This window comes from Mesorhizobium sp. P3_A10, from assembly GCF_056403175.1.
In genome coordinates this window covers 352,845-378,202 of sequence record NZ_JBFUFZ010000001.1, presented here as the reverse complement: position 1 = coordinate 378,202, position 25,358 = coordinate 352,845, and the positions used below count along the sequence as shown (strand labels likewise).

Annotated in this window: 19 protein-coding genes; 9 read left to right on the top strand and 10 right to left on the bottom strand. The window is 63.7% G+C overall.

Annotated features, from left to right (window positions below; translation table 11 throughout):
- Positions 1-12: 12 nt before the first annotated feature.
- The 7 genes from AC1DXU_RS01795 to AC1DXU_RS01765 all read left to right on the top strand — a co-directional run bounded on the left by AC1DXU_RS01795 (position 13) and on the right by AC1DXU_RS01765 (position 7,056).
- Positions 13-342 (top strand): hypothetical protein, encoded by a 330-nt coding sequence (locus AC1DXU_RS01795; protein ID WP_477363585.1) that lies wholly within the window; start codon positions 13-15, stop codon positions 340-342.
- A gap of 109 nt (positions 343-451) precedes the next feature.
- Positions 452-1,480, top strand: a complete 1,029-nt coding sequence (gene gntR / locus AC1DXU_RS01790) for an HTH-type transcriptional regulator GntR (RefSeq protein ID WP_477363582.1) — start codon at positions 452-454, stop codon at positions 1,478-1,480.
- A 304-nt stretch (positions 1,481-1,784) separates the two neighbouring features.
- Entirely contained in the window at positions 1,785-2,912 is a 1,128-nt protein-coding gene (locus AC1DXU_RS01785) for a sugar ABC transporter substrate-binding protein (protein ID WP_477312229.1), read from the top strand.
- Positions 2,913-2,992: 80 nt separating this feature from the next.
- Complete coding sequence (locus tag AC1DXU_RS01780) at positions 2,993-4,540, top strand: sugar ABC transporter ATP-binding protein (RefSeq protein ID WP_477363579.1); 1,548 nt, start codon at positions 2,993-2,995, stop codon at positions 4,538-4,540.
- The gene (locus AC1DXU_RS01775; protein ID WP_477363576.1) at positions 4,537-5,517 is read left to right on the top strand and encodes an ABC transporter permease; all 981 of its coding nucleotides are present in this window, start codon (positions 4,537-4,539) and stop codon (positions 5,515-5,517) included. Before AC1DXU_RS01780 ends, AC1DXU_RS01775 begins: the two co-directional genes overlap by 4 nt.
- Positions 5,514-6,500 carry an ABC transporter permease gene (locus AC1DXU_RS01770; RefSeq protein ID WP_477312226.1) on the top strand — a complete coding sequence of 329 codons (987 nt, stop codon included), beginning with the start codon at positions 5,514-5,516 and terminating at the stop codon, positions 6,498-6,500. Before AC1DXU_RS01775 ends, AC1DXU_RS01770 begins: the two co-directional genes overlap by 4 nt.
- A 67-nt stretch (positions 6,501-6,567) precedes the next feature.
- On the top strand, positions 6,568-7,056 hold the full coding sequence (locus tag AC1DXU_RS01765; RefSeq protein ID WP_477365925.1) for a gluconokinase: 489 nt from the start codon (positions 6,568-6,570) through the stop codon (positions 7,054-7,056).
- Here AC1DXU_RS01765 and AC1DXU_RS01760 read toward each other — a convergent pair.
- Positions 7,051-8,199, bottom strand: coding sequence for a lysophospholipid acyltransferase family protein (locus AC1DXU_RS01760; protein WP_477363574.1), 1,149 nt, complete (start codon positions 8,197-8,199; stop codon positions 7,051-7,053). The two genes, AC1DXU_RS01765 and AC1DXU_RS01760, sit on opposite strands and share 6 nt — an antisense overlap.
- A 112-nt stretch (positions 8,200-8,311) precedes the next feature.
- Between AC1DXU_RS01760 and AC1DXU_RS01755 the strand changes: the two genes are divergently transcribed.
- A complete protein-coding gene (locus tag AC1DXU_RS01755; RefSeq protein ID WP_477312223.1) occupies positions 8,312-8,446 on the top strand; it encodes a hypothetical protein in 135 nt (44 codons plus the stop codon).
- 65 nt (positions 8,447-8,511) lie between these two features.
- Here the strand turns inward: AC1DXU_RS01755 and AC1DXU_RS01750 are convergent, their stop codons facing one another.
- From AC1DXU_RS01750 to AC1DXU_RS01710, 9 genes are all read right to left on the bottom strand, one after another.
- Entirely contained in the window at positions 8,512-8,961 is a 450-nt protein-coding gene (locus AC1DXU_RS01750) for an RrF2 family transcriptional regulator (RefSeq protein WP_006202816.1), read from the bottom strand.
- Positions 8,962-9,208: 247 nt separating this feature from the next.
- Positions 9,209-10,195 (bottom strand): sulfate ABC transporter substrate-binding protein, encoded by a 987-nt coding sequence (locus AC1DXU_RS01745; protein ID WP_477363571.1) that lies wholly within the window; start codon positions 10,193-10,195, stop codon positions 9,209-9,211.
- A 180-nt stretch (positions 10,196-10,375) separates the two neighbouring features.
- On the bottom strand, positions 10,376-11,416 hold the full coding sequence (locus AC1DXU_RS01740) for a sulfate/molybdate ABC transporter ATP-binding protein (RefSeq protein ID WP_477363568.1): 1,041 nt from the start codon (positions 11,414-11,416) through the stop codon (positions 10,376-10,378).
- Between the two features lie 12 nt (positions 11,417-11,428).
- On the bottom strand, positions 11,429-12,313 hold the full coding sequence (gene cysW / locus AC1DXU_RS01735) for a sulfate ABC transporter permease subunit CysW (protein WP_477363565.1): 885 nt from the start codon (positions 12,311-12,313) through the stop codon (positions 11,429-11,431).
- Complete coding sequence (gene cysT, locus AC1DXU_RS01730) at positions 12,306-13,157, bottom strand: sulfate ABC transporter permease subunit CysT (RefSeq protein ID WP_477312219.1); 852 nt, start codon at positions 13,155-13,157, stop codon at positions 12,306-12,308. Before cysT ends, cysW begins: the two co-directional genes overlap by 8 nt.
- 23 nt (positions 13,158-13,180) lie before the next feature.
- A complete protein-coding gene (locus AC1DXU_RS01725; protein WP_477363561.1) occupies positions 13,181-14,209 on the bottom strand; it encodes a sulfate ABC transporter substrate-binding protein in 1,029 nt (342 codons plus the stop codon).
- A gap of 243 nt (positions 14,210-14,452) precedes the next feature.
- Positions 14,453-15,199: a M15 family metallopeptidase gene (locus AC1DXU_RS01720; protein ID WP_477363558.1), complete on the bottom strand. Its 747-nt coding sequence runs from the start codon at positions 15,197-15,199 to the stop codon at positions 14,453-14,455.
- 207 nt (positions 15,200-15,406) lie between these two features.
- Positions 15,407-17,497 (bottom strand): penicillin-binding protein 1C, encoded by a 2,091-nt coding sequence (gene pbpC, locus AC1DXU_RS01715; protein ID WP_477363555.1) that lies wholly within the window; start codon positions 17,495-17,497, stop codon positions 15,407-15,409.
- Positions 17,498-17,670: 173 nt separating this feature from the next.
- Positions 17,671-23,154, bottom strand: a complete 5,484-nt coding sequence (locus AC1DXU_RS01710; protein ID WP_477363552.1) for an alpha-2-macroglobulin family protein — start codon at positions 23,152-23,154, stop codon at positions 17,671-17,673.
- A gap of 272 nt (positions 23,155-23,426) precedes the next feature.
- On the opposite strand from AC1DXU_RS01710, the gene AC1DXU_RS01705 reads away from it, so the two are divergent.
- Complete coding sequence (locus tag AC1DXU_RS01705) at positions 23,427-25,355, top strand: autotransporter assembly complex protein TamA (RefSeq protein ID WP_477363549.1); 1,929 nt, start codon at positions 23,427-23,429, stop codon at positions 25,353-25,355.
- Positions 25,356-25,358 lie beyond the last annotated feature (3 nt).

Genomic DNA, 25,358 nt, shown 5'->3' with positions numbered 1-25,358 from the left:
AGGGTACACAGAATGCATCTCGACCTTCACGGTAAGCCCATTCTTTTAAGCATAGCGGTGTGGGCGTGCACCGTTGCATGCCTCGTAAGCGTCGCGGCTTTTTTCTATGCAATCATCCTGGTGCTCGACCGAACTGGGGCGCTTGTCGACAGCGTTGAGGAAAGGGGACTTGGTTGGAGTGAGCGAGCCGGCCGCAGGAATAGCCGTTTCAACAGGTTTCTTGTTGCCGACGAGTTCCGATCGCTTCGCAAACTCCTGTTTGGTGCATGGGCTGGTTTTCTAATCTCGTTTGGCCTTATTTCCCTGCTGATTTTGCTCTTTGGAGAGCGGACATCGACCTAGCGTCGAGAAGCAAGCGCCTGACAATATGCTGCCTTGACAACACATGGCGGCTGCGCGACGCGATGGTTTACGGCAACTGTTTCGATCTGCATACCGAGAGGACTCGTCGTTGATCAAGCCACGCTCGCGCCGCGGCGGCGGCCGTCCGACCATCGCCGATGTGGCGCGCAAGGCCGGCGTCGGCGCCATCACCGTGTCGCGTGCCTTGCGCGAGCCGGAGCGGGTCTCCGAGGATTTGCGCAAGCTGATCCAGGCCGCCGTCGACGAACTCGGCTATGTCCCCGACCCGAATGCGCGGGCGCTGGCCTCGGCGCGGGCCGACGTATTTGGCGTGCTGGTGCCGTCGCTCACCAACAACGTCTTTGCCGAAGTGGTGCGCGGCATCTACGACAGCCTGTCGGATGGCCCGTTCCGCATCCAGCTCGGCAACACCCATTATTCCGGCCTCGAGGAAGAACGGCTGCTGCAGTTGTTCGGCTCGCAGCGCCCGGCAGCACTGATCGTGGCTGGCATCGACCAGACGCCAACCTCGCGGAAACTGCTGGAGAGCGCCGGCTGCCCGGTGGTGCAGGTGATGGAGACCGGGCCCGACCCTGTCGACATGCTGGTCGGCTTCTCGCATCACGACGGTGGGCGGGCGGCGACAGAGCACCTGATCGAGAAGGGTTACCGCCGCATCGGCTTTATCGGCGCGCGCATGGACCCGCGTTCGCAGCGACGCCTCGCCGGCTATCGCGCGGCGATGGAAGCCGCCGGCCTATTCGATCCGCGGCTGGTCACCACCACGCCGTTGCTGTCCAGCGTGACGCTCGGGCGCGAATTGTTTCGCGATGCACTGGCCAAGATGCCGACGCTCGACGGGGTGTTTTGCAACAATGACGATATCGCGCTCGGTGTGCTGTTCGAATGCCACCGCGCCTCGATCGCCGTGCCGAAGACGATCGGCATCGTCGGCTTCAACGATCTCGACATGATGCAGGCGGCCTTTCCGTCGATCACCAGCATCCGCACCCACCGCTACGAAATCGGCCGGCGGTCGGTTGCCATGGCGCTTGCGGCAATCGCCGGCAACAGGCCGGAGCAGCGGGTCGTCGATCTCGGTTTCGAGCTCAAGCGCCGCGAGAGCACCGACCGTTGAACACGCATTCACCACTGTGCGAATGACGCTTTACACTGCGTAATGGTAGCGCTACCATTTTCGATGAGAGGTGCTTATAACAAATAGTAAAATCTGTTTATTATATATAAGCGACACCTCACACTTGTTTATTATGGATAATATGATAGTTTTTCCGGCGCTGACGGGAGAGCAAGGGGAGGGGATCGGGGCGGCGTTAGGCCACCGAAAGGCGCGGTAAAGCTGGGCAGGAGGTGCCAGGCCTGACGCGCGCGAGACGTCACAGCACTAACAACAATCAGAACTGCAACTGGGAGGAATATCGATGATCAAGTCACTCGTTGGTGGCATCGTTGCCGCCACTGCATTCGTCATGCTCAATTCGGCCGCAATGGCCGCCGGACCCGAAGTCGTCCCGGGGCCAGCCGCCGAGCCGGACTGTTTCGCGCCCTGGGCCGCAGATACGCAGTTCTTCAAGTTTCCCAAAAAGGATGGCCCGTACCGGATCGCGCTCGCCAATGGCTACATCGCCAACACCTGGCGCATCCAGATGATCCAGACCGCCAAGGCTTACGCAGCGCAAAAGGACGTCGCCGCCAAGCTGAAGGAATTCAAGGTCGTGTCGACCGGCGAGGATGTGCCGGCGCAGATTTCGGCGATCAACAACTTCATCGATTCCGGCTATGACGCCATTGTCGTCAACGCGCAGAACCCAACCGCTTTCGCGCCTGTCATCAAGCGCGCCAAGGAAGCCGGCGTCGTGCTGGTCGCCTTCGACAACATTCTCGACACCAAGGACGCCATCAACGTCAACGTCGACCAGAAGGGCCTTGGCGAACTTTGGGGCAAATGGCTGATCAGCCATATACCCGATGGCGGCAAGATCCTTGAAGTGCGCGGCGTTGCCGGCACGTCGGTCGACACCGACCGCCACAATGGTATCCATGAAGCCTTCGACGCTTCCGGCAAGAAGTGGGATGTCACCGAAGTCGCCGGCAAGTGGGACGACCCGACGGCGCAGAAGGTCACGGCTGACGCCATCGCCACCAACGGTCCGTTTGTCGGCATCACCGGCCAGGGTGGCGATACCGGCATCGTGCAGGCGATGATCGACGCCAAGCATGCCTTCGTGCCGTTTGGCGGCGAAACCGAAAACGGCTTCCGCAAATTCTGCGCGGCCCACGCGGCGGACGGGCTGAAATGCTCATCGGCCGGCACTGGCCCGGCCCAGGTGGCGGTTGCCATCAAGACGGCGATCGCGGCACTCGAGGGGCAGGTCGTACCGCAGTCGGTCAAGCTGCCGCTGGCCATCGTCGAGGATCCGAACTTCAAGGAAGGCCAGGATTATTTCCCCGACCAGTCCGACAATTTCTTCGTCGGCAATTCCTTCCCAACCTGCGGCATCAATTTCACGGCGCAGGAAATCATGGGTCAGACCAAGGCGGACCAGTAGGCAACGTATCCGGCGCCGCGGGATCTCCGCGGCGCCGGCCACTCCATGTTCCTGGTCGTCAAACTGCCTTGGGAGGGCCGATGGACGGTGCGGTTCCGCTCTTCCGGATGGAAGGCATATCCAAGCGCTATGGTGGTGTGCGGGCGCTGGAAAAGGCCGAGCTTTCGGTTTCATCCGGCAGCATTCACGGCATCCTCGGCGAAAACGGCGCCGGTAAATCGACGCTGATCAAGGTCATGGCGGGCGTCGTTGCGCCCGACGAAGGCCGCATGATGCTGGATGGCAGCGAGGTGACATTCGCGTCGCCCGGCGCTGCAAACAAGGCCGGCATCGTCTGCATTTTCCAGGAACTGTCGCTGGTGCCCGAACTCAGCGTGGCCGACAACATCGTCATTTCCGATCCGCCGACGCGGTTCGGCATGATCGACCGCAAGGCGCAGCGTCGCATCGCGGAGGAAGCGTTGGCGCGTGCGGGCGCCGCCGACATCCATCCGCTGGCGCTGGTCAAGGATCTTCCCCTTTCAAGAAGGCAGATGGTCGAGATCGCCAAGGCGCTGGCACGCAAGCCGCGCATCCTGATCCTCGACGAGGCGACCTCGGCGCTGACCGCGACCGACGTCGCCAAGATCTTCAGCGTGCTCAAGCGGCTGCGCTCGGAAGGGCTGGCGCTGCTCTACATCTCGCATCGCATGAACGAGATCGCGGAACTCGCCGACCAGTGCACGGTGTTCCGCAACGGTCGCAATGTCGCCAGCTACGCAGCGGGCACAAAGAGCGACAATGAAGTCGTCGAGCTGATGATCGGGCGCGAATACAGCCATATTTTCCCGCCGAAACCCGCGCGCACTGCAGCTGCTGCCGTTCCCGTGCTGGAGGCGCGCAAGCTGTCCTGGACCGACCGGCTGGACAATGTCTCGCTGACGGTCGGGGCAGGCGAGGTGGTTGGTCTTGGCGGCCTCGACGGTCAGGGCCAACGCGAATTGCTGCTTGCCTTCTTCGGCGTGCTGCGCGGTCTGTCCGGTCAGATATTGATCGACAGCAAGCCGGTGGCGATCGCCAGTCCCGCCGCTGCACGCCATGACGGGATCGGCATGGCGCTGATCCCGGAAGACCGCAAGACCGAAGGCCTGATGCTGCCGATGACGGTGCGCGAGAACCTTTCCTTCGCCGCACTCGACCGGCTGGCAAAAGCCGGCGTCATCGACCGCGCCGCCGAGCAGCGGCTGATCGACGACATGGTCGGCCTGCTGGCGATCAAGACGGCAGGCCTCGACATTCCGGTTGGCGCGCTGTCGGGCGGCAACCAGCAGAAGGTGGTCATCGCCAAATGGCTGATGCGGCAGCCGCGCATCATCCTGCTCAACGATCCGACGCGCGGCATCGATGTCGGCACCAAGCAGGAACTCTATCAGCTGATGCGCAAGCTCGCCGATGCAGGCGCGGCAATCCTGTTTTATTCGACCGACTATGACGAACTGATCGGCTGCTGCGACCGTGTGCTGGTGCTCTATGATGGGGCAGTCAAGCGCGAACTGGTCGGCGCCGAAATCACCGAGCGGGCGCTGATATCAAGTGCGCTCAACATCCATGGCGAGGAGAACGCTGTGAGCCAAGGAGCGGACGCGTGAAAGATTGGCGCTACTGGCTGGCCGAACAGCGTGGAACGCTGCTGGCGCTCGGCATTTTCATCGTCATGTTCGTCATCTACACCTCGAACCATCCGGCCGGCTTCACCGCCAACGTGGTGCAGACGGCCTCGAACAAGGGCGTGCTGCTCGCCTTTGTGGCGATGGCGCAGACGCTCGTGGTGATTACCGCCGGCATCGACCTTTCCGTCGGCATGATCTTTACGCTGACCAATTGCCTGGCCTCGTGGCTGGTGATCGGCACCGGCATCGAGACCGCCTTTGGGGTTATCGCCGTGCTTGGCACCGGGCTGCTGTGCGGGGCGATCAACGGTGCCATTGTCATCTATGGGCGGCTGCAGCCGATCGTCGCCACCATCGCCACAGGTGCTGTCTATTTCGGCATCGCGCTGCTGCTGCGGCCATTCCCCGGCGGCTCGGTTAATGAGGACCTCGCCGACGCCCTGACCGGGCGCCTGTTCGGCGTGGTGCCGGCCAGCCTGGTGGTGCTGCTCGCCGTGGTGCTGATCGTCTGGGTGCCGTTCAGCCGCTCGGTGCTCGGTCGTGCGGCTTACGCGGCGGGCTCATCGGAAATGGCGGCCTACATGTCCGGCGTACCGATCCGGCGTGGCAAGTTTGCCGCCTACGCGCTTGCCGGGCTGCTCGCGGCGATCGGCGGGCTGTTCCTGACCTTCTTCACCTATACGGGCGAGGCAGCCTATGCCAGCGGCAACGCCTACACGTTGTTCTCGATCGCCGCCGTCGTGCTCGGCGGCGTCTCGCTGTTCGGCGGCAAGGGCAGCGCCATCGGCGCGATCTTCGGGGCGCTGGCTTTCCGCACCATCGGCGACCTGCTCTTCGTCTTCGATTTCGATCCGCTCTGGCAGCCGCTGTTCCAGGGCGTTATCCTGCTGATCGCGGTCAGCCTCGGCGCCTTCGCCCTGTTCAGGGTCCGCAACCGGCTGGAGTGGTTCCTGTGAGCGAGACGACATTGGGCGGAATTGCTGGCCGTATGCCGAAATTCATTCGCCGTGCCGATCCGGCGGTGCTCACGGCTTTCGCTTGCATCGTGCTGCTGCTGTTTCTCGGCAGTCTCTATTCGCGCAGTTTCCTGTCGCCGGAATATCTCTTGCAGCAGCTCAAGGTGGCGTCGTTCCTCGGCGTCATCGCTACCGGCATGATGCTGGTCATCCTGCTCGGCCAGATCGACCTTTCGGTGCCATGGTCGGTGGCTGTTGGCGCTATGATGGCCAGTGCGATGGCCGCCTTCGGGCCGACCGGCGTCGCGCTGGCGATCCCGTTCGGCATTTTGTGCGGCGTCGCGATCGGCATCGTCAACGGCATCGGCGTCGCATATCTGCGCATTCCCTCGATGATCATCACGCTGGCCACCAACGCTGTCGCGCAAGGGCTGATGGTGGTTTACACCGGCGGGTTCTCGCCGCAGGACTCAGCGACCGGCGCGATGCGCTACCTGGCGACCGGCTTTGCCATTCCGGGCGTGCCCAATGCCGTCGTCATCTGGGCGCTGATCGGGGCTGCGATGGTCTTCGTCCTGACCCGCACCAGCTTCGGCCGCAGCGTCTACGGCATCGGCAACCGCGAGCGCGCCGCCTACCTCTCCGGCATCGACACGCGGCGCGTGGTGATGATCGCCTTCGCGGTTTCCGGCGGGCTCTCCGCCTTCGGCGGGGTGCTGCTGGCCGGCTACGCCTCCAAGGCGGCGCAGTCGATGGGTGATGCCTATCTGTTGCCGTCGATCGCCGCGGTGGTGCTTGGCGGCACCTCGATCCTCGGCGGGCGCGGTTCCTATCTCGGCACCGTCGCCGGCGTCATCCTGATCACGCTGCTGCAGTCGATCCTTTCCGTCATGCAGATGCCGGAGGCCGGGCGGCAGATCATCTATGGCGTCGTCATCGTCGCCATGCTGCTGCTCTATGGCCGCGCGCCGGCAAGCCGCTAATCCGATCGTGGACGAAGCGGCGGCATCCCGAGCCAGCAGTGTCCAGCCGGGACTTGCCATCGTGGTCATGGGCGTCGCCGGCTGCGGCAAATCGGTGGTCGGCAACGCTTTGGCCGCGGCGCTCGGTGCCATTTTTGTCGAAGGCGACAGGCTGCACCCGCCAGAGAATGTCGCGCGCATGGCGAGCGGCGAGCCGCTGACCGATGCGTTGCGCCAAGGCTGGCTCGATGCCATCGGCCGACAGATCGCGGCGTCGACCGGCAGCGGGCTGGGCGTGGTCGCCGCCTGCTCGGCGCTGAAACGCAGCTATCGCGAGCGCCTGCGCGGTTTTTGCCAGGGCATCGTCTTCGTCTATCTGGAGATCGACCCGGCGACTGCAAAGCGGCGCGTCGGTGGCCGCAAGGGGCATTTCATGCCGGCAAGCCTCGTCGACAGCCAGTTCGCCATCCTTGAAGCGCCTGACGCCGACGAGCGGGCGTTGACCCTCGATGGGACGCGTCCGGTGGCCAAGACCGTCAGTGAGGCCGTGAGCCTGCTTGGCAGCGTGGTTTCATGACGATGTGTCGCCATCTTCGTCAGGCCCGGCATTGTCCGGTCGTTCGCTGAGCCGGTCCTGGCCGGACCATACCATCATCTGCTCGGGATAAAGCCTGAGGGCCTCAAGCAGGCGGTCGCGCTTGAGCAGGATGTAGTGCGCCTGAAGCTCGATGTTCTTGCCGCCCGAGGCACCCGGCGCCGGCCTCGATGCCGTTGGCAGCAGCTCGGGACTGATGACGGCGCGGTATTGGCGAAAAGGGACCGTCTCGAAGGTGGACATGGCAAACAGCGCTGCCCCGCCTCTGGCGGCGAAATTTGCCGGCGCCGAGGCAAGGTGGGTCCAGCCGTTTTCGCCAAGGGCCACTTCCGCGAATGTCGAACCGGCATGGATGTTGTTGGTCATCAGGACAACGCCGTTCTCCCTAAGGATCTTCTGCATGCGCATGGTCACCTGATAGGCGTCGCTGCGATCGAACACGACGCGGCTTTTCAGGAAACGGTTCTCAACCCAGACCATGGGCGGATTGAGAAAACGCAAGCCGAATGTCGTCTCGGAGATGCCGTGGAAGCGGACGCTTACCTGATGGGCCTCGACGCCGGCCTCATGCAGCGCGCGCTTGCCGATGATCGTCTGGGCGGTGAACTGATCGCACCAGATGATGGCGCCGCGGCCGCGCTTCAGCGCCTCCTGAAGGCCTTCCAGGCCCTCCAGGCGGATGGCAGGCGACCAGCCGATGCCGACCAGATGCGCGGCGAGAAGCAGGCGTCGACGGTGAAGTGCGGCGAGCATGGCGCTGAACAGTTCTTGCGCATCGATGCCGTCGCCAAGCACGGCGCGCGTTGACGGCGCGTAGCGCGAGAAATCCTTGCTGACATGGCGCTTCTGGCGAAGCCTGGACACCCAGCCGCAGATCGGGGCCCACCAATTCACCGGCAATGTTGCGGCGACGCCGAGATAGAAAGCAAACAACAGGCTCTCGCGGAAATCCCTGTTTGAAAAGCGGCGCAGCTTTGCGGGTTTGACGATCTTGCGGCTGAAGAACCGCACAGACTCGATGCTTTCCGGCACCAGGACATCGGCGATGATTTCAGTGTGGTAGCCTACGGCGGATGACGGTTTGCGGCCGGCTCTCCTGGATTGTCCGAACCACGGCAGCCTCATCCGATCGGTGTCCAGCCTGTTTTGCGCGCATCCGAAAATCGCTTTACTGCGTCTGCCACAGGGGCGCAATCGGCGCCGATGGAGCATTGCGGTAGGTATTCAAGGTTCGAGCGTGGAACAGGCGCTGTCGGGCGCCACCGCCGATGGCGAGCCGATCCGCGATTTCGCGCGCAGCCGCATCGTCGAGTTCAAAGTGCCGCGCCACATCCTGCGGGTCGTGCTTGCCGGCAAGCTCGGTCTGGTCTGAGGCGACTATTCGTATTGGAGCATGATCTTATGCGAAAACCGGCTCCCACTTTTCGGGATCATGCTCTAGATCTGCGACGTCAGTTCGACCGGGAAATCGTCATTGTCGGCGTCGCGCATGGCGGCGAGGCTGCGATTGTCCAGCACCTCGGCGATCGCCTGGCGCACTTCCAGCATCATGTGGCGGACCTGGCAGGTCGCCTCGTCGCAATCCTCGCAACGCTGGTACTGGGTGCGGCTGGCGCAAGGGATCGGCGCCAGCGGCCCGTCGAGCACACGCACGACATGGCCGATCTTGATCTCGGAGGCCGGGCGGGCGAGGCGATAGCCGCCTTCCTTGCCCTTGCGGCTCTGGACGAAACCGGCATTGCGCAACTCGCCCAGAATGGCGTCGAGGAATTTCTTCGGGATGTTGTTGGCGACCGCAATGTCGTTGACGAAGGCCAGTTGGCCGACCGGCAGGCCGGAAAGATGCACGAGGGCCTTGAGGCCGTATTTGCCTTTTTTCGTCAGCATGCCCTGATCAACCCATGAAGCCCCAACCACTCGCATCTGGCGACTGTTTGTGTGCAAATGATGACGTTTTCGCCGTGCGTTCGCGAAAACAAGCCGCCGGATCGCACGTTAGGCATGAACGCGTTGATTCTTCGTAACGTTTTGCACCACAGGGCCTCGAAACCCGGTCGCGCTGGCAATTCGGAGCGCCAGAACGAAGAAAACCGGCTAGTCGCCGGCTTTCCTTGAGGTCGGATGGTGGTGATTTCTAGCGGCTGCCATAGGCCTGGTCGAGCAGGCCGCCGGCGGCGAAATGCTCCTTCTGCACCTTGTCCCAGCCGCCAAAAACATCCTGCACCGTCAGCAGGCGGACATCGGGGAAGTCGGCCTTGTATTTGGCCGCGACCTCAGCGTTGCGGGCACGCAGGCCATTTTCGGCGGCGATATCCTGGCCCTCCGGCGTGTAGAGGAAGTCGAGATAGGACTTGGCCAGATCGCGGGTGCCGTGCTCGTCGGCGACCTTGTCGACGATCGCCACCGGGAATTCGGCGAGCAGGCTGACCGAGGGCGTGACCTGCTCGAACTTGTCGTCGCCATACTCCTTGCGGATGCCACGCGTTTCCGACTCGAACGTGATCAGCACGTCGCCAATCTCGCGCTGCACGAAGGTGGTGGTGGCGGCGCGGCCGCCGGTGTCGAAGATCGGCACGTTGTTGAACAGCTTGGTGATGAACTCCTTCACCTTGGTGTCGTCGCCCTTGAAGGCTTCCTTGGCGTAGGCGGTGGCCGCCAGATAGGTGTAGCGCGCATTGCCGGAGGTTTTCGGATTGGGGAAGATCACCTGCACGTCGTCGCGCACGAGATCGTTCCAGTCCTTGATGTGCTTGGGATTGCCGGCGCGCACCAGGAAGGACGGCAGCGAGTAGAAGGGCGAGGCGTCGTCGGGAAAATCCTTCTGCCAGTCGGCGGAAACGAGACCTTTCTTGACCAGAAAATCGATGTCGGTGACCTGGTTGAAGGTGACGACATCGGCGCCAAGGCCTTCGGCGATGGCGCGTGCCTGCGCCGACGTCCCGGCATGCGACTGGTCTATGCTGACGCCAGGGTGTTCGGCGATGAAAGCCTTGTTCACCTGAGCAAACAGTTCGCGGCCGACATCATAGGAGGCATTCAGCAATTTGTCGGCCGACCAGGCTTGGGAGGATGCGAGGAACAGGCCGGCGACGGTGGCGACGCCCAAGAAAAAACGCTTCATGAAACAGGCTCCGGATGCAATGCGTCTGATGCCTGAGCATAACCGCGCCGCGTCGCTGGCGACGAGACATGCGCAGCGGACTTATCAAGGCGTCGCGAGAAAAAGCATTGCTGAAACAGTCATCTGGTAGGATTTCCTTCCAACCAGAGTCTTTTCTGCGTCGTCCCGGCGGATGATGCTCTATGCAGCCGGAAAAAGCTTCCAGCGCTTGGGGCGAAACGCCACCCGGCTCTTCTGTGCCGCCGGATGGTCGACGGGCAGTTCGATCTCGACCCGCTGGCGCTCCCCGCCGATTTCGAGTTCCACCCGCCTGGTGCCGGCGACGCGGCGGCTGGCGGCGACGGTGCCGGCAATGCAGCCGCTGCAGCCGTCCACCAATTCGACATCGTGCGGGCGGAAGAACAGCAATGCGTCGCCTGAAGACGCATGCGGCGCGGACAGCCCAATCGGCCGGTCGGCGATCCAGACCTCGCCATTCTCGACCTTGACGGGAAGTGAGCTCGATTCGCCGATGAAGCCGTAGACGAAGGGGGAGTTCGGCGTATCGTAGATTTCGTCGGCAGTGCCGACCTGCTCGATGCGGCCCTGGCTCATCACCACGACGCGGTCAGCAAGCTCCAGTGCTTCTTCCTGGTCGTGGGTGACGAAGACGGTGGTGTGGCCGGTGGCGTCGTGGATCTCGCGCAGCCAGCGGCGCAGTTCGCGGCGCACCTGGGCGTCGAGCGCGCCGAACGGCTCGTCCAGCAACAGCACCCGAGGCTCGATCGCCATGGCGCGGGCCAATGCCACGCGCTGGCGCTGGCCGCCCGAAAGCTGCGCCGGATAGCGCTTTTCCAGGCCGGAAAGCTGGACCAGGTCGAGCAGCTCGGAGGCGCGGCGACGGATTTCCTGCGCCGGCGGCCGTGTCGGCCCGTGCCGGACTTTCAGGCCGAAACCGATATTGTCGGCGACCGTCATGTGCCTGAACAGCGCATAGTGCTGGAAGACGAAGCCGACATTGCGCTCCTGGATCGACTTTTGCGACGCGTCCTCGTCGCCGAAGAAGATTTTTCCTCGCGTCGGCCGCTCCAGCCCGGCAATCAGCCTGAGCAGCGTCGTTTTGCCGGAACCGGACGGCCCCAGCAGCGCGATCAGCTCACCAGACTTGATGTCAAGCGACACGTCATGGAGGGCCGGAAACCGCTCAAACTCCTTGCGCACGTTGGCAACGCGAACTTCCATTTACAGAACCTTCTAATGCCCGCGTGTCGCGGCGATCTCGGCGCCGTAGCGCATCTCGAGCAGTGTTTTCAAGACCAGCGTGACGAGCGCCAGGCCCGCAAGCAATGAAGCCACGGCGAAAGCGCCGACGGCGTTGTACTCGTTATAGAGGATTTCGACATGCAGCGGCATGGTGTTGGTCAGGCCGCGTATGTGACCCGACACCACCGAGACGGCGCCGAATTCGCCCATGGCGCGGGCATTGCACAGCAGCACGCCGTAGAGCAGCCCCCATTTGACGTTGGGCAGCGTCACATACCAGAAGGTCTGCCAGCCATTGGCGCCGAGCGAAAGTGCCGCCTCTTCGTCGCCATTGCCCTGTTCCTGCATCAGCGGGATCAATTCTCGCGCGACGAAGGGGAAGGTGACGAAGACGGTGGCCAGAACGATGCCAGGCACGGCAAACAGGATGGCGATGCCATGCGCCTTCAACCAGCCGCCGAGCAGGCCTTGAGCGCCGAACAAAAGCACATAGACCAGTCCGGAAATGACCGGCGATACCGAGAACGGCAGGTCGATGAGCGTGGTCAGGAAGGCCTTGCCCTTGAACTCGAACTTGGCGATCGCCCAGGCGGCGGAAATGCCGAAGACGACGTTGAGTGGCACCGAGATCGCCGCCACCAGCAGCGTCAGCCGGATCGCCGAGCGGGCGTCGGCATCGCCCAGCGCTTCGGTATAGGCACCGACGCCTTTGGCCAGCGCCTCGTGGAAGACGATGATCAGCGGCAAGAGCAGGAAGATACCCAGGAAGGTGAAGGCGATGGCCATCAGCACGATTTGCGCCGGGCGGCTTTCGGTGACCGCCGCCGACTGGCTCTCGTGGTGCGGCTCGTAGGATTTGATTTCGGGATCAGCCATAGCGCTTGCGGCTCCATGACTGGGCGAGATTGACGACAAGAAGCATCACGAACGACAGCAAAAGCATGATCGCCGCGATCGCCGTCGCGGCGGGGTAGTTGTACTCCTCCAGCCGGATGACGATCAGAAGCGGCGCGATTTCGGATTTGTAGGGCAGATTGCCGGCGATGAAGATGACCGAGCCGTATTCGCCGACGCCGCGCGCGAAGGCCAGCGAAAACCCGGTGATTATGGCCGGCGCCAGGCCCGGAAACAGGATACGGGTGATGATCTGGAAGCGGCTGGCGCCAAGCGTGGCGGCGGCTTCCTCAACCTCCTTGTCGATCTCCTCCATGATCGGCTGCACGGTGCGCACGACGAAGGGCAGGCCGATGAAGACCAGTGCGATGACGATACCGAGCGGCGTATAGGCGACCTTGATGCCGAGCGGCATCAAAAGATGGCCGATCCAGCCATTCGGCGCATAGAGCGTGGTCAGCGCAATGCCGGCTACTGCCGTCGGCAGCGCGAAGGGCAGGTCGACCATGGCGTCGACAATGCGCCGGCCGGGAAAGCGGTAGCGCACCAGAACCCAGGCGACCAGCGTGCCGAAGACGACATTGACGCCAGCCGCGAGGAAGGCGGTGCCGAAGCTGATCTCCAGCGCGTTGAGGGTGCGGCGGTCGGTGGCTATGGCCCAGAATTCAGGCCAGCCAAGGGCGGCCGAGCGCCAGACCAGCCCGGACAAGGGAATGAGGATGATGAGGGTGAGGTAGGCAAGCGAGAAGCCGAGCGTCAGTCCGAAACCCGGAATGACACTCGGCTGTCTGAACCGCCACCCCGCCTGCGCGGGTGCTGTGGTCATATCGTCCTGATCTAGATTTTAGCTCACTGGGCCGGCTTATAGATCTGGTCGAATATACCACCGTCGCCGAAATGATAAGGCTGTGCCTTCTTCCAGCCGCCGAAAAGCGGATCGTCGATGGAGATCAGCTTGATATCAGGTGTCTTGGGGAGATCGGACGGCGCCACAAGTTCGGGCTTGGCCGGACGATAGTGGTTCTTGGCGATGATCGTCTGCCCTTCCTTGGAATAGAGCCAGCCGAGATAGGCTTCGGCGACCTTGCGCGTGCCCTTGGCGTCGACATTGGCGTCGACAATCGCCACCGGCGGCTCGGCCAGGATCGATGTCGGGGGATAGACGATCTCGAAATTGTCGGCGCCGAATTCGTTCAGCGCCAGATAGGCGTCGTTTTCCCAGCCGATCAGCACGTCGCCGAGGCCCTTTTGCGCGAAGGTCACGGTCGAACCGCGTGCGCCGGTGTCGAGCACGGGGGCATGGGCGTAGAGATTGCCGACGAATTCCTTGGTCTTGGCTTCGTCGCCGCCATCATTGGCGTTGGCATAGGCCCAGGCAGCGAGATAGTTCCAGCGCGCGCCGCCCGAGGTCTTCGGATTCGGCGTGATCACCTGGACGCCGTCCTTGATCAGGTCGTTCCAGTCGTGAATGCCCTTCGGGTTGCCCTTGCGAACCAGGAAGATGATGGTCGAGGTGTAGGGGGCCGAATTGTTCTCGAACTTGGTGCGCCAGTCCGGATTGATCTTCTTCGACTTGTTGACGATGGCGTTGATGTCGCCTTCGAGAGCCAGCGTCACCACATCGGCATCGAGGCCGTCGATCACGGCGCGGGCCTGGGCGCCCGATCCGCCATGCGACTGCTGGATGGTGACCGTCTCGCCGGTCTCGGCCTTCCAGTGGGCGACGAAGGCCTCGTCATAGGCCTTGTAGAGTTCGCGTGTCGGGTCATAGGACACGTTGAGAATGGTGGTATCGGCAAACGCGAAACCGAGCGTGCCGAACTGGACAGATGTGGCGACCAGTGCGCCGAGCAGTTTCCTGAAATGAGGTTTGGTCATTTCCGCCTCCGTTGATGACGGCCGAACTCTAGCGAATTGATAGAAATTAGATGCATTCAATGTTGCCTTTTTTGCCCCGTTGAAGCAATTTTTCGCCGATCCCCAGCCTCATGAGGAAATATTTTCCTCGCGCCGCCATCGCGAGGATTCCGTGCTCATCAGCGATCTAACTAGAAACGGGTCGCGCTTCGGCAATGGCCGCAGGGAATCGGGGCGAACTTTGCCGTCACAGCGGCCGAAGACTCACTCGGAAGTGACGGGAAAATCGAAGCGCTGCTTTGGAAACGGCTCGTTTTCCAGCGTGAAGTGCCACCATTCGCGCGCATAGTTTTTGAAACCACCGGCGCGCATCGCTTCGACAAGCCGCTTGCGGCTGGCCGTCGCTTCCTTGGTGAGCGGACGGTGCGCCGTTTCGCTCGCCGGGTCGAAACAGTCGAAACCAGTGCCGAAATCGAGCGTGTCGGCATCAGGTGCACCACAGGTTGGTTTTGGTGCGCTCTTGGCATCGGTTCGTGCGATGGCGACATCGACGGTCGAGCCGCGCGAATGGGTGGACAGTTCGCCGATATAGCCCTTGGCGATGAGGTCCTTGCGCTTGACGGAGGGATACCATTGCGGGTCGGCTGGTCCGCCTTCTCTCGTCCATTGGACCATATCGGAAACGGCACGCGCGGGGCGGTAGCAGTCGAAGACGACCAGCGTCAGCCCCTCGGCGGCGATTGCCTTCTGCACACCCGACAGCGCTTCCGCGGCTTGCCTGGTCAGGATGCACACCGGCGCTTCATAGCCGCTGGCCTTGCGATTCAGGAAGTTTTCGAGGCCGGCATAGCGGATGTCCTGGCGGATCGAGGCATCGACATCGGCGAGGCGGACAAAGCCGGCGGGCAGGGTGGCGGCGAAGGCGGGGAGGGCTGCCAACAGCATCGCGAGAATGGCGGCGACACCGCGCAAGGAATGGCGCGGCGCACCCCCCTCTGCCCTGCCGGGCATCTCCCCCTCAAGGGGGGAGATTGGCAGCTTTGGCGTGGTGCGCTGCCATTGACCATTGGCGAAAGCGGTGGAGAAATCCCATCTCCCCCCTTGAGGGGGAGATGGCCGGCAGGCCAGAGGGGGGTGCCTCGCGACAGACATCAGAAGCGGTATCTCGCTGTCCGCCGACCGTTCAGAAAGCCAATTCCCTGAATCGCTTGGCGCATTCTATTCGACGAACACTTTCACGCTGGCCGCGCGTCCCACCGCGTCGATCACGGTCAGCGTCGAGTAGCCGGCGCCGTCCGGCAGCCAGGTGGCGGTGCGGCGGCGGTCAATGCCGGTGAGCGGCTTGCCGTTGGCCAGCCAGCGGAACGGCGCGCGGCCGCCTTGCAGCTTCAGCACCAGCGGCGAKGCGTCGGCCGAATTGGTGGCGAGATCGACGCGGGCGCCGTCGGGCGGAAAGATGATCGTCGGCGCCGGCTCGGTCGGCGTCGCCTGCACCAGCCCGTCGGCGCCGGCGCCGAAGCGCGCCAATGTCACCGGCAGGTCCTCGCGCTTCGGCCTGTTGACGCCGGCCGGCTGGCTGGGCAACGGCACGGCGGCGAGGCCCGAGCGGACGAAGCCTTCGAACAGGATGGGGGCGGCCGAGACATAACCGGACAGGCCGGGCACCGCGCCGGCATCGGCGCGGCCAACCCAGACACCCAGCACATAGCGGCCATCGAAGCCGACCGACCAGGCATCGCGATAGCCATAGGACGTCCCGGTCTTGTAGGCGATGCCGCGCTGGGCGGCACCTTCCGGCGGTTTGACGCCCGACAAGATGTCGGTGATCTGCCAATTGGCCTGATCGTCGAGGATGGTGGCGGTTGTGCGTTCGGCGTTGGCCGGCTCGGTGCCGTCATGCAGCGTGTGCGCCTTGCCGCCATTGGCAAGCCCGGTATAGAGCTGGACCAGATCGCGCAGCGTCACGCCGACGCCGCCAAGGCCGATGGCCAGGCCCGGCGCCTCGTTGATCGGCAGCACGGGGTTGACGCCGGCCTGGCGGAAACGTGCCGTCAGCCGTGCCGGGCCGACCGCGTCGAGCACGCGGATTGCCGGCACGTTGAGCGACAGTTGCAGCGCCTGCCGGATCGAGACATCGCCCTGGTAGCCCATGTCGAAATTCTTCGGCCGGTAGCCGCCGAAATCGACCGGGCTGTCCTCGATCAACATTTCCTGCGCCACCAGTCCCTGCTCGAAGGCCAGGCCATAGATGAACGGCTTCAGCGTCGAGCCGGGCGAGCGGATGATTTTGGTCATGTCGATCCAGCCGGAGCGGCTGGCATCGAAGAAATCGGCCGAGCCGACTTCGCCCAGTATGTCGCCGGTGCGGGCATCGGCCAGCACCATGGCGACGGAGAGGCGAGGGCCGAGCTTGCTGGCGGCGTCCTTGGCCACCTGTTCCAGCCCTTCCTGCACGCTTTTGCGGATCGTCAGTTGCAGCGGCTTGCCGGCGACAGCCTTGGGCAGCATGGCATAGGCGGCGTGCGGCGCCAGTGCCGGCAATTTGCGGCGCAGGCCCGAGACATCGTCGAGTGCTGCACGCGCCGCCTCGCGTTCGCCGAGCAGGCCTGCCGAGACCATGCGGGTCAGCACCCGATCGCGGGCGGCGTGAGCGATTTCGAGGTTGCGGTCGGGACGGCGTTTCTCGGGCAGCTGCGGCAGCGCGACAAGCAGGGCTGCCTCCGAAACCGTCAGCCGCTTCGGCTCCTTGCCGAAATAGGCGAGCGAGGCGGCGCGCACGCCTTCGAGGTTGCCGCCATAGGGCGCAAGCGTCAGGTAGCGTTCGAGGATCTCGCGCTTGGACAGCCGCCGCTCGATCTGGATGGCGCGCAGCATCTGCTTGATCTTGGAGCCGAGGCTGCGGCTTTCGCGCGGCTCGATCAACCGGGCGAGCTGCATCGACAGTGTCGAGCCACCGGAGACGATATGGCCGCTGGTGACGAACTGCCCGGCGGCGCGGGCCAGCGCCAGCACGTCGACGCCTTCATGGTCCCAGAAGCGCTTGTCCTCATAGGTGACCAGCATGTCGACGAACTGCTTGTCGACCTGGTCGAGCCGGGTTTCAAGCCGCCAGTAGCCGTCCGGCGTGGCGAAGGCCCGCAACAGCTGGCCGTCGCGGTCCTGCACTTCAGTGGAGACCGTCAGTTTTTCGGGCAGGGGCGGCGGGAATGCGCGGTCGAGTTGCCAGAGCCCGGCGGTGGCAATTGCGAGAATTCCGGCGCAGGTGGCTGCGGTTATGGCGGTGCGGCGAAGGAATTTCCTGGAAAGCATGGCGCCGCCCCTCATTGCCCTGCCGGGCCGACGGCCCTTCGGGCGTTCGTCATTCGAAAAGCCAAGCAATTGGCTTTTCGTCCGCTGCGCGGACCATTCCTCACCTCCCCGTATAGTGACGGGGAGGTGGAAGTTGTCACAGCCATCGGCATGTTCATCTTCGTCAAGGCGCCTTACGGCGCCTTGACCTCCATCATGCCGGTGGCGGTGCGGGCCGAGTATTGCGGCCGGTACATGTCTTCGATCGTCGCCGCCGGATGGGCATAGACGCCAGGCGTCACCGCGCGCACGACATAGGCGAGCGTGATGTTGCGGTCGCCATCGCCGTCGTTGGGATTGAACGCCGCGACAAAACGGTCGTCGCGGAATTCGAGATGGGCAGCGTCGGTCTGCGCCAGCCAGGAGAAATTCGTCAACTGGGCGCTGGAGACCAGCCCGGGATTGTCGATCTCGAAGCCGGCCGGCAACAGGTCGGTGATCAAAAGCCGCGACGGCCACCTGTTCTGCTCGTAGATCTTGAGCACGACCACATAGCGTTCGTTCTGGGTCACCTCGGTGACATTGGCCTCGGTGCCGTCGAGCTTGTAGTAGGTGCGCTCGATGGTGAAGCCGTCGCCGCCGGCCGGCAGAGACTGGATCGGCGACGCCACCGTGGTGACGACCGCCTGCAGCGGTGTTGTGCCGGTGTTGGTGATGGTCAGCGGGCTGTCGACCAGATCGCTGCCGGTGACCTGGTTCGAATAGCCGCCGGCATGCGCTGCGCCATTGACGGTCAGCGTGATCGAATCATTGCCCGACCGCAGCGCGCGGGCCGCCAGCAGCATCCAGGATTCGTCCTGTGTGGTGGTCCAGCGGGCCTCGGCGCGTTGTCTTGCCACCAGCTTGATCAGCTCCGGCATGATCTTCGGCACCGGCTTCGATTCAGCGGCAAGCGCCAGTATCGCCGCGCCATCACGCAGTGGCGAACCATAGTCCGACCGGTAGTAGTCGTACTCGGTGGCGGCCTTGGCCAGTTGCAGGGCGGTCTGGAAGGTTGCTTCGGCGCGCTGCGTATCGCCGTAGAGCGCCAGGCTGGCCGCCAGCTGGCCGACAGCCATCGGGCTGGTAAAGGCTTCGAGCTGGGTGTCGGCATAGTAGCGCAGATCGCCGACCGAAGCCTTCTTGTTGCGGGCCAGCACGTAGAGCGCGTAGGCGATCTCGCTGCCGCGATCCTGGACATCCTGGTCGTAGCCGACCGAGTTCTGCAGATTGCTCAGCGCCTGGCTCATCGCCAGCGCCGGCACGTCGTATTTCTGCTCACGCGCCCGGGTCAGGAAGTCGGTGACGTAGGAGTCGAGCCACAGATCGCCGGAGCCCGGACCCCACAGGCCAAAGCTGCCGGCCGAGGCCTGATAGCTCAGCACTTTGTAGATGGCTGTCTGGATGCGATCGTGCAGGTCGGGGTCGCTGGCCATGCCGATGCTCGAGGCCATCTCGTTGACGTAGAGAAGCGGCATGGCACGGCTGGTCGTCTGCTCGGCGCAACCATAGGGGTAGCGGTCGAGCGTCATCAGCAGCGACGGCACGTCGAAGGCAGCCGCCTGCGAAACGCCGACGCTGACGGACGCGCCGTCGAGCAGGCTTGCCGCCAGCAGTTCCTTGTCGACGCGCAAGGCGCCGCCATTGCCCTTGAGGTCGACCACCAGGCGGGTGGTGACCGGCAATTGCGGCGGGCGCACCGGCACATAGAGCGTCTGTTCGACGGTGGTGCCGTCGGCATGGGCGAGTTTGATGGTGATCGAGGCGTTGCCCGCAGTCTTGGCAACTAACGGCACTGTCAGCGTCTGTCGCTTGCCTTTCGCCAGCGTCAGCTTTGCCGGCAGCGGCTTGTCGCCGGTCGAGAGGTCGCCGGTAGTGTCGATGGACAGCGCATAGTCGCCGGCCGGACCATCGGTGTCGGCGACGTCGAGCCGCATGACGGCGGCATCGCCCGGCGCCAGGAAACGCGGCAGGCCGGCGGTGATCACTATGGGATCGCGGACGATCACATCGGTCTGGCCATGGCCGACGGCTTCCTTGGTCCAGGCGACGGCCATGACGCGCACGGTGCCGTTGAACTGCGGAATGTCGAAGTCGATGCGCGCCTTGCCGTCGGCGTCGAGCTGCACAATGCCGGAGAAGAAGGCGACCAGCTTTTCGGTCGGCGGACTGCCTTGTGCCTGCATGGCTGCACCGTCGCCGCCGGTGCGCAATTTGCCGGTGGCGCCCAGCGAACCGTCGATGAGGCGGCCATAGATGTCGCGAATTTCAAGGCCGAGCATGCGCTGGCCGAAGAACCAATCCTCCGGATCCGGCGCCTTGTAGTTGGTGAGGTTCAGGATGCCGACATCGACGGCAGCAACCGTGACATAGGCGTTGGTGCCCGGCTGCACGCCGGCCACGGAGACCGGGATCGACAGCTGCTGGCGCGGCATGGTCTGGTCCGGCGGCGTCAAGGTGACGGCGAGCTTCTTCGAGCCCGGATCGACCTTCAGCCATTTCACGCCGATGGCGCGGGCCGGCATGCGCGTTTCCTGCGCATCGCCGGGTCGGAACAGGGTTGCCGTGATATAGGCGCCGCCACCCCAGTCGTCACCGACCGGGATATCGACGGTGCTACCGCCGGCGGGAACGCTGGCGGTGACGGTTTTCAACAGCTTGTCGGCACCGATGGTCAGCAGCAGCTCACCGGCAAAATGCGGTGAGACCTTGAGCTTGGCCACTTCGCCCGCGGCATAGCTGTCCTTGTCGAGAGCGATCTCGAGCCCGTCAGGCGTTTCCGTGGTGGTCGAGGAGACATACCAGCCGGCGTCGAATTCATAGCTGGTCGCCGGTCCTTCCGGATCGGCCGTCTCGATCTCGAGCCGGTACTGGCCCCAGTCGACCGGCACCGAGACGGTGGCCTCGGCATCGGCGCTGAGATCGATCTGGCCATTGGCGATCGACTTGGTGAACGTCACCGGTTCGTAGTTCCAGGAGTTGTTGGAGCGGTACCACTGGTAATTGCGTTCGACCTTGACCAGCGACCACTGCGCGCCTTTCAGCGCCTCGCGCTTGCCGTCGGGATCGACGGCGATCAGGCTGAATTTTGCCGTGCCGCCTTGCGGCACTTCATTGTCTTCGAAATCCGGACGGATGCCGATCATGTGGCCGGACGGGCGGATGCCGATGTTCAGCGAGCGCTCGATGGCGCGGCCGCCGGTCTCGCGCATGCGCACGGTCACCTTGGCATCGACGAGCTTGGTGGTCGCCGGCAGTTGCTCGACGGAGACAGGGAAGGTCGCCTTGCCGTCATCGCCGACCACCGGCAGATCGGTGAACGGGGTGACGGTCGGCTCCGCCGACTGCTCGTCGGCGAGGCCGAACGAATAATCCTTGAAACGGTCCCAGTCGCGCGCGGTCGACAGCGTCAACTCGCCTTCGAGCGCAAGGCCCGCTGCCGGCGCGCCGTAGAGGAAGCGGCCGTCAATGCTGATGTTGGCGGTTTCGCCCTGCGCGATCTCCTGCTTGTCGGAGGTCATGTCGAATTCGATGCGATCCGGCACGAAATCCTCGACCAGGAACATCTGGCTGGCAACCGCCGCCTGCTTGGGATCGGTGTAGATGGACACCGTCCAGGTGCCGCGCATGGCATTGGGTTCGAGCGGCAGGTCGACGGCATGGCCGCCGGCCGAAGCGCCGTCGCTGACGATGCGGCGGTTCTCGACCCCGTCGGGGCGCGTGAAGATGAAGGTCAGCGGCAGGTTCTCGACCGCCTTGGCGGCGCCGTCGCGGGCAAGGGCCGCGACATGGACGTCCTCGCCGGCGCGGTAGATGCCGCGCTCGGTCCAGGCATAGATGTCGAGGGCGCCGGGCGCCGCGCGCCCGATGACGCCGCGATCGGACAGGTCGAAGCCGGCGCGGCCCATGTCGAGGAAGACGAAGTCGTTGTCGCCCTGCTTGGCCATCAGAACGGCCGGCACCATGCCGCCATCGCCGCGCGTCAGGCCGGCGTTGAAGACAGCATGGCCTTCGGCGTCGGAGGTCGCGGTGCCGAGGATTTCGTTGTTTCTGGCCAGCAGCGTCAGTTCAGCGCCGGCAATCGGCTTGGCGGTTCCGAGCGACCGGGCAAAGACGTTCAGCCCGTCCTGGCCGGTATAGGTCGACAGGCCGATGTCGGAGACGACGAACCATTGCGTGGCGATCGAATTGTAGTCGTCGCCGTTGTCGTTGACGGCCTGCGCGGTCAGCACATAGACGCCGGGCTTGCGCTGCGGCAGGGCTTCGTCGACCGGGAAGGACGTGGTGACGTCCTTGTTCAGATCGTTGACGATGTCGAGTTGGCCTTCCCAGACCGGCGAGCCCATCTGATCGGCGATGCTGGAAATGTCGTAGCCGTCGAGCTGCTTCAGGAACTGGTAGCCGGACAGAAGCTGCGCCAGCGAGCGGTCGCCGATGCGGTAAAGCTTCATCTGCGCGGCGTTCATGTTGACGGTGACGACCGGGATGCCGCGGCGCGCGCCGGCGGGTAGCACGAAGCTGTCGCCTGTGAAGCGTGCCGAAGGCGCGCGGTCCTGCACATAGATCGACAGCACCACCGGTGCGGCGGTGACTTCGCCTATTGCCGCCGGCAGGCCAGCGCGGAAGGTCACTTCATAGTGCTGGCCGTGCTCGAGCCCTTCGACGCAGATCTGCTTGTCCTTGGCCTCGACGCCCTTGGGCGGCGCGTTGTCGACGGTGACGAATTGCGCATAGTCGACGCCGGTCTTTACCAGTTCCTCGGAAAACTGCGCGCAGATGCGCGGCGCGCTGGTGTCGGCGTCGACCGAATGGTCGATGATGCGGAAACCTTTGCGCGCCTTCAGATCGGCATAATCGGCCTGGACGGCGGGCGAACTGACCAGAGCGAGACTGGCTTCGTAGGCCTGCAGGGCCGGCCGGTAGAGGTCGCGGCGATCGAGGCCGGCACCGATCAGCGCCAGCACTTCGGCGCGCGTTTTGGCGGTGCGCAGCAGTTTGTAGGCGTTGAGGCCGGCAGAGGTGGCGTTTACCGGCAAATTGTAGGCTTCCGGGGTGTTGGCGGTCGGCTGCACGGCGAGCGTTTCGCGCGCCAGTCCGAGCCAGAGCTGGCCGTCATCGGGCAGTACCGAAACCGCGGCTTCGTATTTCTGCATGGCGGAGCGATGGTCGCCGGTCAGGGCTGCCTGTTCGGCCGCCGCACGCAGCGCCGTCAGCCCTTCGGTTGGCTTGGTGTAGGTCGGATCGGTGAGCTTGTTGCGGTACTGCTGGGCCTGGTCGGCCATCCAGCCCGGGAAGAAGGTCAATTCCGGTGGCGCGCCGATATCGGGATCGCCATCGATGTTGACGACCTTGCCGGCGACCGCACCGCTGAAAGGCTTCAGCGAATTATAGTCGGATTTGAGGAAGCACCACTTGGCCTTGTTGTTGTAGGTGAAGGCGCGGCAGGTGGGATCGCCGAGGCATGTCGTCTTGCACTGGTCGAGGCTGACATTCTGGTCGGATCTGAGATCGAAACCGAAATAGTCGGAGTTTTCGGTCGTCACCACCCGCCGTGCTTCGGCCGCTTGCGCGGCAGTCCCCCAGGCGAAAAACAGAAGAATCAGAATCGATAGACCACGAGCCGCCGCGCGCATTGCCATAACACCCTCCAGACACTGCTTACGTCCCGGCATGTTCAAGCTTCAGTCAGGCTTGTCAACACGAGGACGGGGCAGGTGCCGCCTGCCAACGGTTTCCTTTCCGGCCGATGACCGGTAGTACCTCCATAGGACAGGGATCACGCTTTCTTGCGAAAACGCAGAAGGTGTGAATTCCAAGCCCGGACTATTTCAGACAATTGGATTGTGGCCCCTTTACGAGCGCCTCAGAACTTCATTCCAATTTTAGCTTTGGGGACTAGGTTAGAACAGTAATGCAGGCGTGTGAAACGCAGATGTCTAGGGGTACCGCGCGACGGCGCCGGCTTTCGCGCGCCCTGATTCTGGCCTTGGCGTGCTCGACGGCGTTGGTTGCCGAAGGCGGAAACGCGGCCGCTTTCGAGCTATTCGGCATCAAATTGTGGGGCTCGTCCAACGACGAAGACGCCGACATCGTCGATCCGCTGCGCTACGCCGTGACCATCGAGGCGCCCGATGCCGACAAGGACCTCGTCAAGAAGATCGAAAACGCCTCGGCTCTCAAAGCCGACGAGGAGCGTCCGGTTTCCGGTTCGCTCGGGCTGCTGGCCAAGGCGCGCAGCGACCGAGAGCAGCTGGTCGCCGCCCTTTATGCCGACGCCCGCTACGAGGGCGTTGTCACCATCACCATACAAGGCAAGCTGCTCGACGACTTGCCGCCCGATGCCGAGTTTTCAGGCCCTCAGCCAATCCCGGTGGTGGTCAGCATTGCCGCCGGGCCGAAATTCACGCTTGGCAACATAAGGCTGGAGGGCGACGCGGCCGGGCTCATGAGCGCCGATTTCGGCCTGATCGCCGGTGGCGACGCGGGCTCGGGTGCGGTGCTCAAGGCCGAGGCGCTGATCGTGCGGGCGCTGAAGCAGGAAGGCCGGCCGCTGGCGAGGATCACCGACCGGCAGATCGTCGCCGACCACGCGACGTCGACGCTCGACGTGACGCTGACCGTTGCCGCCGGGCCGGTCGCCGGCTATGGCGACACCACGGTCGAGGGCACCGAGAAAGTCGACCGCGATTTCACCGAATACATGACCGGGCTGAAGCGCGGCCGCCAGTACTCGCCCGAAGAGATCGACGATGCGCGCGACCGGCTCCTGGCCCTGGAAGTGTTCAACAGCGTGACATTGAAGGAAGCCGACAGCCTCGACGCCGACGGCAACATTCCGATCGGCGTTCAGGTCAGCGAGCGCAAGCCGCGTTATTTCGGCATTGGCGGCACCGTCTCCAACACCGAGGGCTTGGGCCTCGAAGGTTATTGGGGCCACCGCAATCTATTTGGACGGGCCGAAAAGCTGCGCATCGACGGCAAGATCAGCGGCATTGGCAGCAATGATCTGAGCCAGCTCAACTACAATGCCGGCATCATGTTCGAAAAGCCGGGCGTGATCGGGCCGGCGTCAAAGTTCTTCGCCAGCATCAAGACTGTGCTCGAGCATCCGGACGCCTATGACCATTTCTCGTTAAAAGGCGGCGCCGGCCTGTCCTACGAACTGACCAAGAAGCAAACGGTCTCGGCGGAGGTCGCGCTCGACTATTCGAGGATCACCGACGCTTTTGGCAAGCACAAATACCTGATCGCCAGCATCCCGCTGCAATATGTCTATGACAACAGGGACAACCGGCTGAACCCGACCGGCGGCTTCAGAGTGCTGGCCTATGCCGAGCCGAGCTACGACATTTTGAACGGTGCCGCCTTCGTCAAGCTGAAGGGCGAGGGATCGGCCTACCAGTCGCTGGATACGGCTTCGAAGTTCGTGCTGGCTGAGCGCGTCGCCGTCGGCTCGATCGTCGGCACCAGCCTCGGCAATGTTCCGGCCGACCGACGCTTCTATTCGGGCGGCGGCGGCTCGGTACGCGGCTATGCCTATCAAGGCATCGGTCCCAAGGATCTCACAGGCCAGCCGATCGGCGGGCTTTCCTTCTTCGAGACTTCGGTCGAGATGCGCATCGCCATCACCGACACGATCGGCATCGTGCCCTTCGTCGATGCTGGCACCGTCTCGACAAAGGTGTTTCCCGACTTTTCCGACATCAAGGTCGGCGCCGGTGTCGGCCTGCGCTATCTGACGCCATTCGGGCCGCTGCGCATCGACGCCGCGGTGCCGCTCAACCGCGATCCCGGCGATCCGCATTTCGGCATCTATGCCGGCATTGGCCAGGCGTTCTGAGCC